Source organism: Paenibacillus sp. CCS19 (genome assembly GCF_033239625.1).
Taxonomy (GTDB): domain Bacteria; phylum Bacillota; class Bacilli; order Paenibacillales; family Paenibacillaceae; genus Paenibacillus_T.
In genome coordinates this window covers 32,311-48,227 of the sequence record NZ_BTCK01000019.1, presented here as the reverse complement: position 1 = coordinate 48,227, position 15,917 = coordinate 32,311, and the positions used below count along the sequence as shown (strand labels likewise).

Sequence of the window (15,917 nt, the reverse complement as noted above, 5' to 3'; positions counted from 1 at the left end):
CTTTTGGAACCTATTAAACGACTTCTATTAGGGTTCAATTGCCGATCCCTTATTGTACAAGGAGGCTAACGTATTGGTCGACTCGCGAAACACCAACGATGATTATCCTGTGCCTAATGCCAAACAAGCTTTGCTAGCCCGACTGAAGGAAATGAAGACGAGAGCAGCGGTTGCGACGCTGGATCATAACGGTCAGACAATCCAGTCTTCCCCGCTGGCTGCCAAGCCGCTTTCTTATAATCAGCGCAGCATGTGGTTTCAAGAGCAATTAAACCCTGGGCTTCCATCGTACTATGTCCCTCTAGCCATTCGTCTTGAGGGGGCGCTTGACAGCGAGGCATTAGAGCGGGCGCTGCTGGAGGTGATGAACAGGCACGAAATATTGCGAAGCCGATATGCCGTCGTTAACGGCATTCCCCATCAACTGGTGGACGATGACTTTTCCTTCCGATTGCTTCCTATCGAGATTCCTCCCGGTTCGGAGCGGGAATCGAATCTTGCGTCTACGCTCCGCAAGGAAGCGTGCAGGCCGTTCCATTTAGAAGAAGGGAATCTAGTTCGCGGTTTGCTTGTTCGTCTTGGCGAGAAGGAGCATGTCCTATTCCTGACGATGCATCATATGGTTACGGACGGATGGTCTGTGGGCGTTCTTCTAAGTGAAATGAAAGCGCTGTACGAAGCGGAACTGGCAGGCCGGCCGGCCCAGTTGGCCCCACTTCACATTCAATATGGCGATTACGCGGTATGGCAGAATGAGACGGCCAACTCGGAAGCAATGAAGGGGAAGCTGGCCTATTGGAAGGAGCGGCTGCAAGGAGCCCCTAAGCTGCTCGATTATCCGCTTGATTATGCAAGGCCAAGAGCGGCGAGCGGGGCGGGCAAGTCGATTGCGTTCCAGCTGCCTGAACAGAAAGTGAAGGCATTGACTCAGATTGCGCAGCAAGAGAATGCTACGTTATTCATGGCTCTGCTGGCTTGTTATCATATGCTGCTATCCAAATTAGTAAGGGGGAATGACATCGTAATTGGGATTCCGTCGGCCAACCGCGAGTTGGTCGAGACGGAGCCACTGATCGGCAACTTCGTTCACACGTTGCCGGTCCGCATCGATTCGGAGGGCTTGCACTCATTTGGTGACATGCTCCAACATGTTCGGCATGCAACAACGCAGTCTTATCAGCATCAAGACGTACCGCTGGAATTAATCGTCGATGCGATGGGCGTCGCGCGTGATATCAGCTACACGCCGTTGTTTCAGACGCTGTTCGCGTTCAATAATACGCCGATTTCCGCATTGGCATTCGGGGGGCTTGTGGCGAGTCATCTGCATGTGGATACCAACACGGCTAAGTACGACGTCAGTATGGATCTATGGCCTACAGCGGAAGGACTGTCCGGCCGATTGGATTACAGCACCGATTTATTCCGAGACGAGACCGCTCAACTCATGCTGAATTATTGGTTGAGAATCGTTGACGCCGTTATTCAGTCGCCTGCGCTTCAACTGCAACAGCTGTCGTTGACGACGGAGGATGAGAAGAAGCAGCTGTTGGAGATGGCGGCGCCAAGCCGAGTCAACCGTGATGCCGATCTGTATGGTCTGCATCGCCGCTTCGAAGAACAAGTGGAACGGACGCCTGATGCTGCTGCATTATTCTGCGGCGGAGCGAGTTGGACGTATGGACAGTTGAATGAAAGAGCCAATCTTCTAGCATGGCAGCTTCGGAAGGAAGGCGTGACTGCGGGAACGCTCGTCGGTTTATATATGGCCAGAACAATGGATACCGTCGCTTCCATAATCGGCGTGCTCAAGGCTGGCGGCGCATACGTTCCTATCGATCCGAATAGCCCGAAGGATCGAATCTCGTATATTTTGGAAGACGCAGGTCTATCTGTCATCGTTACAACGTCCCGGCTGGCCGCGAATTTGTCCGATCTGCCTTGCACGCTCGTGGACATGGATAATCTCGATTATGAGGCAGACAAGAGCAATTTGGAGATAGCGGTCGATCCGGAACAACTCGCTTATATTATTTATACTTCCGGCTCGACGGGCAAACCCAAAGGCATCGAGATTGAACATCGCAACGTAGCGCGGCTGTTTACCTCGACTGAAACGTTCTATCGATTCGGCAGAGATGACGTCTGGACGTTGTTCCACTCCTTTGCATTCGACTTCTCCGTATGGGAAATGTGGGGCGGATTGCTGTACGGGGGCAAGGTTGTCGTCGTGACATATGAGGAAAGTCGAAATCCGGAAGCGTTCTATCGTCTGCTTATCGAAGCGAAAGTGACCGTATTGAATCAGACGCCAACGGCATTTCGTCAATTGCTGGCAGCGGAGCAGGAGGCATTGAATCGCGGCATTCCGCTTGTACAATCGCTTCGCTGGATTATTTTCGGAGGCGAGTCGCTGGAATTCCACATCCTGAAGCCGTGGTTCGAGAGACACGGAGAAGGCCGCACTGCGCTCGTGAATATGTACGGCATTACGGAAACGACAGTTCACGTTACCATTCAACCGATTAACGCTTCGGATGTGGACGAACGGAACTCCCTCATCGGGCAGCCGATTGAAGATTTGCAGCTCTATCTATTGGACGAGAACAGGAATCCATGCCCGATCGGCATTCCGGGAGAGCTCTATATCGGGGGAGCCGGATTGGCAAGAGGCTACTTCAACCGCCCGGAATTAACGAAGGAACGGTTCATCGCGAATCCATTCGCAGCGGGGGGACGACTCTATCGAACGGGCGACTTGGCAAGAAGATTGCCGGACGGGAATGTCGCTTATATCGGACGTGTCGATCATCAAGTCAAAATCCGCGGGTTCCGCATCGAGCTGGGCGAAATCGATTATCAGCTTAGCCTGCATCCTCATGTGCGTGATTGCGCATCTGTCATCCATGAAGACGAAGGAGGCAATAAGCGGATTTCTGCCCTTGTCGTACCTGAGGGGGAACACCGGCTGACGATATCGGAGCTTGGCATTTTTCTCCGGAGATCGCTCCCGGACTATATGGTCCCGCAGCTCTTCGTATTCGTTGACAGCATTCCTATGAATCATAACGGCAAGATCGACGTTACCGTATTGAATACCTACACTTACGACCGCGGCGATATGGGTATTTCTTGGGAGCCTCCGTCAACGGAAGCCGAGTCGCTGCTGCACGAAGTATGGATCGAGGTATTGGCTGGCACGGAAATCGGGGTCAACGATAACTTCTTCATGTTAGGCGGCGACTCCATCCGGGCCATTCAAGTCGTGGCGCTATCGAAGCAGCGAGGGCTTAATTTTACGCTGCAGCAGGTGTTTCTGCATCAGACGATTCGCGAATTGGCAGAGGTCTCCAGTCAGCAAACGACAGCCGACGATGTATGTCCGAGGACGCAGCGGTTCCACCGAATAGCGGAGGAAGATCGTTTGCGGATGCCTGAGGACGTGGAGGATGCTTATCCGCTGACGCAATTGCAGCTTGGGATGATCTACCACCTGGAATACAGCGACGATTCCACCTCGTATTTCAATACGACGGGTTTCAAGATTCGGGGAGAGCTCAAGAGAGAAGCGCTTCAGCAAGCGGTAGACGAAGTTGTGCGCAGACATGCCGTTCTTCGGACTACCTTCGACTTCACTTCTTATCGCGAACCGCTGCAGTTGGTGTATCGCGAAGCGAGTTTAATGCTCGAATTCGAAGACATCAGCGCCTTGGGCGCAGCGCAGCAAGAAGCTAGATTAGCGGCGTGGAACAAGGAGGAAATGCGGCGTCGTTTCGACCTGAAGCAAGCACCGCTGCTTCGAATCATGGTTCATGCGCTGAGCAAGGAAACGTTCCAATTCACGATTACCGAATGTCACGCCATATTGGATGGATGGAGCTTGACCTCCATTATGCGCGAAATATTCGATGTCTATCTACATTCGTTGAATGGAGGGGCTGCGCTTCCGTATGAACAACCAAGCCTCTCTTTCCGGGATTATGTCTGGTTGGAACGGGAGTTAATGGAGACGCCGAGACTGGAAAATTATTGGAAATTAAGGATGCTTGATTATAAGCCGACGACCGTGCCTCTATGGGACCCCAAGCAAGACCTTCCTGCGGAGGATCGGAGCTTCCAGCGTCGTCTGCAGTTTTTCTCCCATGAGCTTCAGCGCGGGATTCAAAGCTTGTCGGGCGAACTGAACGTACCGATCAAATACATTTTGCTGGCTGCGCATTTCAAGGTACTAAGCGTGCTCAATGGTCAATCCGACGTCGTGACGGGCGTCGTGGCGAATGGCCGTCCGGAAGGCGAAGACGGGGACCGCGTCAGAGGGCTATTCCTTAACACGCTGCCTTATCGCGTGGACGTAGGCAATCGGACATGGCAAGAGCTCATCCAGGCCGTGTTCGCGGCGGATGTCGAGATGATGCCGAATAGAAGGTATCCTTTGTTTGCGATTCAGAAGGCGTTGGGCGGCGAAGAGTTATTCGATACAAGCTTTAACTTCGTCCATTTCCACGAGCTTCGTCAGATTGAGCGATCCGGCCAGCTGGAATTCCTCGACCTTACCGAGGTCGCGGATACGAACTTCCTGCTGCAAGCGGCATTCAGCATCGTACCGATGACGGGCGGCATCCTGCTTATGCTGGATAGCGACGGCAGTCGTATTACGTCCGAGCAAAGCGACGCTATCGCTGGTTATTACATGAGGACGCTTGAAGCGATGGTGCGCAATCCGGCTCAACCTCATCATGCGTTCAGTGTGTTATCCGAACGTGAGCGGGCGGAAGTGCTTGGCGAATGGAGCGAAGGACCACGTGTCATGGCGGCAGAGCCGCAGCTGATCCATCGTTCCTTCACAGCGCAGGCGAAGCGTACGCCGGAAGCGGCGGCGATCGTGGACGAGCAAGTCGCGATGACCTATCGCGAGCTCGACAGACGATCGGATGTATTGGCGAGCATCTTGGCCGCCAAGGGCATTGGACCGGAGATGCGAGTCGGCTTATGCGCGGATCGTTCGGCGAGACTGATCGTCGGCATGCTCGGCATCCTGAAGGCGGGAGGCGCATACGTGCCGCTCGACCCTGCCTATCCGCAGGAACGGCTTGCGTTCATGCTGGCGGACAGCTCGGCTTCGGCGCTCGTCACCGAGCGGGGGCACGAGCAGCGTTTCGCGAATTACCGCGGGGACATCGTGCTGCTCGATGAGCTTGAAGCGGCTGCCGACGCGGACGCGAATGCCGATACCAATACAGATACAGATACAGATACAGGTGTGATCCAGCCAGCTTCAGCAGAGCCTCATCATCTGGCGTATGTCATGTACACATCGGGTTCGACCGGTCAGCCTAAGGGCGTCATGATCGAGCATCGGAACGTCATGAACTACGTCGACTGGGCCGCGGCGCATTACCGAGGGACAGAAGGAACGGGAGCGCCTGTCCATTCGTCGCTCGCCTTCGACTTGACGGTCACGAGCGTGCTCGTGCCGCTGCTGTCCGGCACAACCGTGCGGCTTCTGCCGGAAGGCAAGCGGCTGGCGGCGGAGGAACTGGCGGACACGTTGCGAGGGAAGGCGGACTATACGCTCGTGAAGCTGACGCCTGCGCATCTTGGCGCGCTAGGCCATCTGCTGTCGGAAGCCGATGGGGCGGAGAGCGCCCGAACGCTCGTCATCGGCGGCGAACAGCTGCTGGGCGAACAGCTGCGATACTGGAGAAACCATGCCCCGAACATTCGGCTCATTAACGAATATGGACCGACAGAAACGACGGTCGGCTGCTGCATCTATGAAGTGCAGCCTCAGGATCCATCGACGGGGGCAGTGCCGATCGGCCGTCCGATCGCGAATACGCGGTTGTATATTCTGGACGAGCGGATGCAGCCAGTGCCGGTCGGCGTGCAGGGCGAATTGTACATCGGCGGAGCGGGCGTGGCGCGCGGCTACTTGAACCGGCCAGAGCTGACCGAGCAGCGGTTTGTTCCCGATCCATTCGACGCCGAAGGCGGACGGTTGTATAAGACCGGCGACTTGGCGAGGTACCGAATGGATGGCGTAATTGAATATCTGGGACGGATGGATGATCAAGTCAAGATAAAGGGTTACCGCATCGAATTAGGCGAGGTCGAAGCGGCGCTTGTGCGATGCCCAGGCATACGTGAAGGAGCGGCGGCTGTTCGCACCGGCCAATCAGGCGACAAGCTGCTGGCGGCCTATCTGGTGCAGGACGATGAGGCGAAGTCAGGCACGAACGCAGCGGCGGTTCGAGAATGGCTGAAGGAGCGCTTGCCGGAGCATATGGTGCCGACGGCGTATCGGTTTATGAATAAGCTGCCGCTGACGATCAATGGCAAGGTGGATCGCGCGTCGCTGCCAGATCCCGAAGTGCCTGAACGGGAAGTAATCGAAGCAGCGTCCGAGGCGCCGAGAACCGAGATGGAGGAGAAGCTGGCTGCGATCTGGAGCGAGGTGCTCGGCGTGCCGCATATCGGCCTTCACGACAATTTCTTCGAGCTGGGCGGAGACTCGATCATGGCCTTCCGAGTCGTATCGATCGGCAATGCCAGAGGCATTCAATTGAAGCCGAAACAGCTATTCGAATGGCAAACCGTCAGCCGATTGGCGAAGGTTGCTTCTTATATTAATGGCGTAACGCCAGCCAATGATGACAAGGTGACGGGTGAGTTGAAGGCAACGCCGATCATTCGATGGTTCTACGACCAGAACATACCGAATCGATACCATTACAATCAATCGATGTTCATCCAAGTTCCTGGCCATATCGGCGAGGCGCAGCATCGCGAGATCTTGCAAGCGCTAATTCGGCATCATGACGCGCTGCGCATCCGAATGGATGTCCTTAATGATAGTCCCGTCCTGCGGCAAGCAGAGGTGAATGAAGAGCAGGACCCCCTCGTATGGATTGATGTGACCCATACAGAAGAGAAGGATATGCAGCAGTTGATTGAGTCGACCTGCGAACGATTGCAGCGAAGCTTGAATTTGGCGAACGGGCCAATCATGCGAGCAGGGCTGTTCTTCCGAGGCGTGGATCAAAGCGCATATTTGCTCCTTGTTGTCCATCACTTGGCCGTAGACGGCTTATCGTGGCGCATTCTTCTGGAGGATTGGCAAACGGCGCATAGTCAGCTCCAACAACGGAATTCGATTCAGCTTCCGAACAAAACTGCGTCTTTCCAGCGCTGGGCGGATATGCAGCATGAAGCTGCTCAGACGGAGCAAGTCAAGAAGGAGGCGGCATTCTGGAAGTCCCAAGTATCGGACGACAGCGCAGCAATTCCGGTGGATTGGCCGGAAGGCGACAACCTCGAACAATATAGCGGACGAATTACGATTGAGCTGGGAGAGGAAGAAACCCGAAATCTGTTATCGGATGCGAATAAAGCGTATCGTACGCAAATTAACGATCTGCTGCTAAGCGCGTTAGTCTCCAGCATGGAACCATGGACACTGCGTCCAACCTTGTCCATCGATCTGGAAGGACATGGACGGGAAGAGATCGGGACGACGTCAATCGATGTAACGAGAACGGTCGGATGGTTTACTTCGATGTATCCCGTATTGTTGGACAAGTCGGGGAAATCCGGTCCGGGAGAGACGCTCGTCGCCGTCAAGGAACAGCTGCGTCGAATCCCGAACAAAGGGGTTGCCTATGGCATGCTTCGGTACTTAACGACCGACCCGGCGATATCGGAAGCGCTTGCCTCGCTTGCACAGCGATCGGTTCGATTCAATTATCTAGGACAGTATCAATCACCGGACGAAGAACAGTCCGACAATGGGTTAGCGCCTTATCGATCAGGAGCAATGGTCGATCCCGGCAGCGTGAGTTCCCATCTGCTAGGCATCGACGGATGGGTCGTATCAGGCAAGCTTCATCTATCCTGGACATTCAGCGAGCGCAAGTTCCGTAAGGAGACGATTCAGAAGGCAGCTGATCGTTATCTAGAAGAGCTGCGTAAGCTGATCGCCCATTGTCTTGAAGTGAAAGAGCCTGCTTTCACGCCGTCCGACTTCCCGAATGCCCGGATTTCGGCTGACGATTTGAAATCCATCTTGAATAAATATTCGTTGAAACAAGGAGGGGCTTAGAGCATGAAGACTTCCCAAATTGAAAATATATACGAGTTGACGCCCGTTCAGAGAGGCATGTTGTTTCACAGCATCAACGAAACGGATTCGGAATTATACGTTGCCCAATTCAGATATACCTTGCAAGGGACGATCAAGGAGGCAGCCTTCGAGCGCTCCTGGAATACGATTGTGCAGCGCCATCCGGTGCTGCGATCCGCTTTCGTCTGGGAAGCCGTCGAGAAGCCGCTGCAAATCGTATTCGATCATGTCGACATTCCGATTGCGAAGCTGGACTGGCGGCATTTGAGTACGGATGAGCAGCATTCGGCCTTGCAGCGTTTTGTGGAAGAGGACCGTAAGCAAGGATTTGACATTACGAATCCGCCGCTGATGCGGCTGACGTTGATCTCGCTTGGACAAGATTCCTGCCACTTAGTATGGACGACGCACCACTTACTGCTGGATGGATGGTCGCTCGGCATTTTGTCCAAGGAGCTGTTCGCCTGCTATCGTGCTTATTCCCAATCAGCGGAACCGGAGCTCGCGCCTGTTATGCCATTCTCCTATTATGTGAACTGGCTGCAAAGCCAGGATGAAGCTGCCGCGCAATCGTATTGGGAGCAAGCGTTGAGCGGCTTTAATAAGCCGACAGCCTTGCAGATCGGGCAGCAAGCGGATACGGCCGACGCTGTCATTCGGATCGATGAACAGAGCTTCATGTTGTCCGCAGACGCGACCTCGAAGCTGGTTTCGTTCACCAGAGAGCATCGAATTACGCTTAATACGGCCATTCAAGGCGTCTGGGCGCATCTGTTAAGCGTTTATAGCGGCGATAAAGATGTTGTGTTCGGCGCGACGGTATCGGGACGGCCGGCGAGTCTGCCTCGGGTTGATGAAGTCGTCGGCATGACGATCAATACGATTCCCGTGCGCATTCAACTTCATGATGGGGAGTCTATCACCGCCATGCTGTCTCGTATTCAACGTGAGCATGCGGAGGCGCTGCAATATGAATTCACGCCGCTGAGCAGCATTCAGCGTTGGAGTCCGCTGCCTGCCGGCGTTCAACTGTTCCAGAGCATTGTCGTGTTCGAGAACTTCCCGATTGACGAATCGTTGACGGAGCGGGCGAAGGACATCGGTCTCGTCGATATCGATGCAACGGTTCGAACGAATTTCCCGCTGACCATCACGGTCGTGCCGGGAGAGCGTTTATTCGTTCGGATGGAGTACGACATTCAGCGGTTTAGCGATTCCGATGTGAACAGGCTGTTGAAGCATATGGGCTTGGTGTTGGAAACGATCGCGCAAGATTCGACCAAGCTTGCTGCGGAGCTGCCAAGTACGACCCTGCAGGAGCGGACGCAAATGCTCGCGGAATGGGGAGAAGGACCAAGCGTCACGGCAGCAGAGCCGCAGTTGATCCATCGTTCCTTCGCAGCGCAGGCGAAGCGTACGCCCGAAGCGGTGGCGATCGTGGACGAGCAAGGCGAGATGACCTATCGCGAGCTCGACAGACGATCGGACGTATTGGCGATGTGCTTGGCTGCCAAGGGCATTGGACCGGATATGCGAGTCGGCTTATGCGCGGATCGCTCGTCAAGTCTGATCGTCGGCATGCTCGGCATTCTGAAGGCGGGAGGCGCCTATGTGCCGCTCGACCCGGCCTATCCGCAGGAGCGGCTTGCGTTCATGTTGGAAGACAGCTCGGCGTCGGTGCTTGTCACCGAGCGGGGGCACGAGCAGCGCTTCGCGAATTATCGCGGTGACATCGTATTGCTCGACGGGCTTGAAGCTGTTGCTGGCGCGGACGCCGATACTGATGCAGATGCAGGTGCGATTCAGCAGCCAGCTTTAGCAGAGCCGCATCATCTAGCGTACGTCATGTACACATCGGGTTCGACCGGTCAGCCTAAGGGTGTCATGATCGAGCATCGGAACGTCATGAACTACGTCGCCTGGGCCGCGGCGCATTACCGAGGGACGGAAGGAACGGGAGCGCCTGTTCATTCGTCGCTCGCCTTCGACTTGACGGTCACGAGCGTGCTCGTGCCGCTGCTGTCCGGCACAACCGTGCGGCTTCTGCCGGAAGGCAAGCGGCTGGCGGCGGAGGAACTGGCGGACACGTTGCGAGGGAAGGCGGACTATACGCTCGTGAAGCTGACGCCTGCGCATCTTGGCGCGCTAGGCCATCTGCTGTCGGAAGCCGATGGGGCGGAGAGCGCCCGAACGCTCGTCATCGGCGGCGAACAGCTGCTGGGCGAACAGCTGCGATACTGGAGAAACCATGCCCCGAACATTCGGCTCATTAACGAATATGGACCGACAGAAACGACGGTCGGCTGCTGCATCTATGAAGTGCAGCCTCAGGATCCATCGACGGGGGCAGTGCCGATCGGCCGTCCGATCGCGAATACGCGGTTGTATATTCTGGACGAGCGGATGCAGCCAGTGCCGGTCGGCGTGCAGGGCGAATTGTACATCGGCGGAGCGGGCGTGGCGCGCGGCTACTTGAACCGGCCAGAGCTGACCGAGCAGCGGTTTGTTCCCGATCCATTCGACGCCGAAGGCGGACGGTTGTATAAGACCGGCGACTTGGCGAGGTACCGAATGGATGGCGTAATTGAATATCTGGGACGGATGGATGATCAAGTCAAGATACGGGGTTATCGGGTTGAATTAGGCGAGGTTGAAGCGGCGCTTGTGCGATGCCCAGGCATACGCGAAGGAGCGGCGGCTGTTCGCACCGGCCCTTCAGGCGAGAAGCTGCTGGCGGCCTATCTGGTGCAGGACGATGAGGCGAAGCAAGGAGCGAATGCAGCAACGGTTCGGGAATGGCTGAAGGAGCGCTTGCCGGAGCACATGGTGCCGACGACGTATACGTTTATGGATCAACTGCCGTTAACGGTCAATGGCAAAGTGGACCGCTCGTCGCTGCCGAATCCTGAAGCGCCGCCTGAGCAAGCCGAGAGCGAAGCTCAACAACAAGAGGCGCCAAGAACGGAGCTGGAAAAGAAACTGGCCGGAATCTGGAGCGAGGTGCTTGGTTTGCCGCAGATCGGCCTCCGCGACAACTTCTTCGAGCTCGGCGGAGATTCGATCCTAGGTATCCAGATTGTTGCGAAGGCGCATAAGCAAGGAATCCATTTTAGCCCGACTAAGTTATACAGCGCACCTTCGATAGCGGAATTAAGTGTTGCATTGAGCGAAGAGATCATCGAGGCCGCTTCCGTCGAAGCCGAAGACCAAGCCGAGCGGAAGCTGCTGACGCCGATTCAACGGTGGTTCTTCGAAACCGAAGGCATCCGCGTACCGAATTATTACAATCAATGCATGCTAGTAGAAGCGCAGATCGGGGTTCGTTACGAGGGGCTTCAGGCTGCCGTCGCTGCATTGATTGAACACCATGACGCATTGCGCTTTGCCTACCGGAAGGACGACTCCACTCATGAATGGTACGCAGAGATCGCGCATGTCCATCCTGAGCTGCTCTGCATACGCATTGACTTATCGCAGCTTACGGAAGAGGAGCAGGCCGCTAGTCTTGTCGAGCATTCCGAGAGGCTGCAATCGCAGCTTCAATTAGAGCGGGGCTCGCTGTTCCAGGCCGTATGGTTCGATTGCGGTCATGATCGTCCGAGTCAGGTGCTGTTCATCGCTCACCATCTCGTGACCGACGGCGTGTCCTGGCGAATTCTGCTGGAAGATCTTGCCCAAGCCTATGAGCAGTATGAGCAAGGAATGAAGCTTGCATTGCCTGGAAAAACAACATCCTTGCACGCATGGAGCAAGCACCTTATCGGCTATGCAAGCTCCTTGGAAATGTTGACGGAGCAGGCATACTGGACGTCTCCAGAAGGGGCTGCCTCAGCGCTGACGCTGGATATGCCGGAAGGTACGAACGAGGAAGCGTCGGCTTTATTGATAAGAGAGCAATTAAGCGAAGAAGAAACGCTCGCGCTGCTGCAGCAGATTCCGAAGCTGAACAAGCTGCAAATGAACGATCTGCTTCTAGCCGCTTTGTGGCTGACCTATCGGCATAAGACCGGTTCAAGCACGCTCCATGTCGAGATGGAAGGCCACGGCCGGGAGGATTTGTTCGACCATGCAGATCTATCCCGGACGGTGGGCTGGTTCACCTCTACCTATCCGTTGTCCCTTCATGTGGATGATCGGGAAGGCGAGGGCGCATTGCTTCGCCAGGTGAAGGAACAACTTCGCAAGGTGCCGAACAAAGGAATCGGTTATGGCGTGCTTCGCTACTTGCACCCGGATGAATCGGTAAGAGCAAGATTGAGGAACCGGCAGAAGCCGCAAATCATTCTGAATTACTTGGGCCAATTCGACCAACATCAAGCAGACAGCAGCCGTTTCTCCATCTCGCAGCACAATATCGGAAGGAACCGGCATGCGTCAACGATCAGAACCCACGAATTGCATTTGGACGGGTTCGTACTGGATAAGAAGCTGCATCTCATTCTGACTTACAGCGCGAATCAGTTCTATTCTGCGACCATGGAAGGCTTCATGGCATCGTTCAAGGAACAGCTGCAACGGTTGATCTCGTATTGTTTATCCACTGAGGAGACACGAGAAGAGGAGCAGGATTTCCTGTCCCAGATGAATCAGAATGACTTGCTCAGCATTATGAAACAAATCCAACAGGCAGAGGGTGAGTGAGCCGCTCGTGAATAAAGCGACAATCGAGGACGCATATCCTTTGACACCACTGCAAGAAGGACTCTTATTCCATACGCTGTATGAACCGGAAACGGGCGTATACATCGTTCAATCGACGCTCGATTTTCAAGGCCGAATGGATATCCCCGCTTTCGTCCAGAGCTGGAACGAAGTGATTCGACGGCATGCAGCGCTGCGCACGACTTTTCATTGGGAGGACGTCAGCGCTAACGTTCAGGCCGTGCATAGCGCGGCCGATGTGCCGATGCGGATGCTGGATTGGCGGACGCATGACCATGATGCCCAGCAGGCGATGATGTTCCATACGTTGAAGCACGAGCGCAGAGATTTCTCGCTCTCATCCGCTCCGCCTGCACGTTACCTCCTCATTCAATTAACGGAGGATGTTTTCCGGTTCGTATGGACCTACCATCATATCATTCTGGATGGATGGTCGGTGGGAATTGTATTAGGCGAGGTGTTCGAGGTTTACCGGCAGCTTCGGGCAGGCGGACAGGCTGCACTGCCGCAGCCGCCTTCGTACCGAGACTACATCGTCTGGCTCAAGAAAAGAAGGATGGACCATGCGAAGGCGTATTGGCAATCGGTTCTTGAAGGCTTCACGGAAACGACGAGCTTGCCGGACGCCAGGCTGAAGGCAGGCGATCCGTCGATAGAAGCGGAGAAGCTGACTTTCTCCGCAGCAGAGAGCAGGCAGCTGGAATCGTTCGCCAGAGAACAACGAATAACCGTCAACACGCTGTTCCAGACCGCATGGGCACTGCTTCTAAGTACATACAGTGGCAGCACGGATGTCGTCTTCGGCACCGTTGTATCGGGCAGGCCGCCCGATCTGCCTGGGGCGGACAAGATGGCAGGGCTGTTCATTAACAGCTTGCCCGTACGCATCACTTACACGGTTGAAGACAAAGTCGCCGAGCTGCTGAGGCGCGTCCATGTGGAACAGGCGAAAGCGCGGGAGTATTTCCATGTGCCGCTAACGGAGATTCATCGTTGGAGCAGCTTAAATCGTCAGCCGCTGTTTCAAAGTTTGCTTCTATTCGAGAATTTGCAGCGCAACGATGTTTTTGGCGTGCAGGATGAGGAGATTACGTTCCGGTCGCTGCACATTGATGAACAAACGAATTATCCGATGACCGTTACCGTTGCGCCGGAGGACGAATACGTCATTCTCATGCAATATGACAAGAACTGGTTCGAAGCGGCGTCCGTGAATCAACTCATTCGTCAATTGCGTGCTTTAGTGCTGGATATGGCCAAGCGCCCTGAGGCTGAGGCCGGCAGTTTGTCCATGCTTACCGAGCAGGAGCTGGCCGTCCTGTTGGAGGCGCATGGGCGAACGAAAGCCCGCATTCCGAAGGGCGGCATCCATCAGCTGTTCGAAGCGATGGCGGAACGATATTCGGATCAGCCGGCTGTTAGATTCCAAGATGGCGTCTTATCGTATGACGGGCTCAATCGCCGTGCCAATCAAATCGCTCATCGGCTGCAAGCGATGGGCGTCCAGAACGGCTCGCTTGTTGCCATATGCTTAGAGCGTTCATCTGATCTGGTGGCAGCCGTACTAGGGGTGTTGAAGGCGGGGGGCTGTTATGTGCCTCTCGACCCTGCTTATCCGGCAGATCGGTTGAATTGGATCGTTGAGGATGCAGAGCCGGCCGCTATCATTAGCACTTCTCAGTCTATTCTAATATTTGGCGGAATTGACATGCCTCAGCTGCTCTTGGATCAAGCTCAGGTCAGCTTGAGCTTGAGCGAGAAGCAAGACAGCAACTTGAATCTGATGTGCGACCCTGCTCAATTAGCGTATGTGATATACACCTCGGGTTCGACCGGAAGGCCCAAAGGCGTTGAGCTGACCCATCGAAGCGCCGTTAACTTCCTGTCCTCGATGAGACGAAGACCGGGAATCAAACGCAAGGATGTGCTCCTTGCCGTAACCTCCTTGTCGTTCGATATTTCGCTGCTTGAGCTGTTCCTGCCATTAACGGTCGGGGCAGTCGTCGTCATTGCATCGGCCCAAGATGTGCTTGACGGAGATCGGTTGATGAAGCTTATGAAGCAGAGCGGAATCACCATGATGCAAGCGACGCCGGCGACTTGGCGATTGATGCTGGATGCAGGCTGGAGAGGCGATCGCATAACGGCGCTGTGCGGCGGCGAAGCGCTGTCGAATGAGTTGGCTACACGGCTGCTGGACCGATGCGAAGCATTGTGGAACATGTATGGTCCGACCGAAACGACGGTGTGGTCGACCGTGCACCGCGTCGAGTGGGGAGCCTTGAACGGCGCAAGCGTCAGTCTTGGACATCCGATCGATAACACGAGCGTATATGTGCTCGACGACCGGTTGAAGCCGGTAGCGCCAGGGGTGCCCGGCGAGTTATTTATTGGAGGGGAAGGACTGGCCAGAGGTTATCGGAATCGCCCCGATTTGACGCAGGAACGGTTCGTAGAAGATCCGTTCCGGCCCTTTAAGACAGCGAGCCGAATGTACCGCACGGGCGATCTCGTGAAGAGGCGAGAAAATGGCACGCTTGAATATATTCGGCGAATGGATGATCAGATCAAGCTGCGGGGTTACCGCATCGAGCTTGGCGAGATCGAAGCGGCGGTTCGCCGAGCTTCTGGCGTCGGCGAAGGGGTGGTCCTCGTTCACGAAGGAGACCAATCGGTGAAACGGATCGTCGCTTACGTTGTGCCGACTTCGGGGTTCACGCTTGACTCGGCGGCGATCAAGCGCGAATTAAGAGCCTTCTTGCCAGACTACATGATACCCTCCGAAATTATCGTATGTGAATCCCTGCCATTGACGCCCAACGGTAAGGTGGATCGCAAGCAGCTGCTGGATATAAAACCTACTAGCAGAGCGCGAGAGATCGTTGAACCCGTAACGGATACAGAGCGCGCAATCGCCGAGGCATGGAGAACGGTTCTTCAAGTCGAACGCATCAGCTTAACGGACAATTTCTTCGATCTAGGCGGAAACTCGTTATTGGTCATGCAGATGGTGGGGCAGATACGCAAGCGGCTTGGGGTCGATGTACCGATGAGAGAGGTATACGAGGCGGAGAGCTTGTCTGTTCTAGCCGAACGAATTGTCGACCTTCAACACAGCTTAATACCACGCTAGGAG

3 protein-coding genes are annotated in these 15,917 nt (G+C 55.1%); all 3 read left to right on the top strand.

The genetic code is table 11. The features are described from left to right. The first annotated feature begins 73 nt into the window (after positions 1 to 73). From SBI19_RS14770 to SBI19_RS14760, 3 genes are read left to right on the top strand one after another with little or no spacing between them, the layout of a single operon-like run. Positions 74 to 8,098, top strand: a complete 8,025-nt coding sequence (locus tag SBI19_RS14770; protein WP_317969444.1) for a non-ribosomal peptide synthetase — start codon at positions 74 to 76, stop codon at positions 8,096 to 8,098. Between the two features lie 3 nt (positions 8,099 to 8,101). Continuing rightward, entirely contained in the window at positions 8,102 to 12,760 is a 4,659-nt protein-coding gene (locus SBI19_RS14765) for a non-ribosomal peptide synthetase (RefSeq protein ID WP_317969442.1), read from the top strand. Further along, positions 12,753 to 15,914 carry a non-ribosomal peptide synthetase gene (locus SBI19_RS14760; RefSeq protein WP_317969440.1) on the top strand — a complete coding sequence of 1,054 codons (3,162 nt, stop codon included), beginning with the start codon at positions 12,753 to 12,755 and terminating at the stop codon, positions 15,912 to 15,914. The genes SBI19_RS14765 and SBI19_RS14760 overlap by 8 nt, the downstream gene beginning before the upstream one ends. Positions 15,915 to 15,917 lie beyond the last annotated feature (3 nt).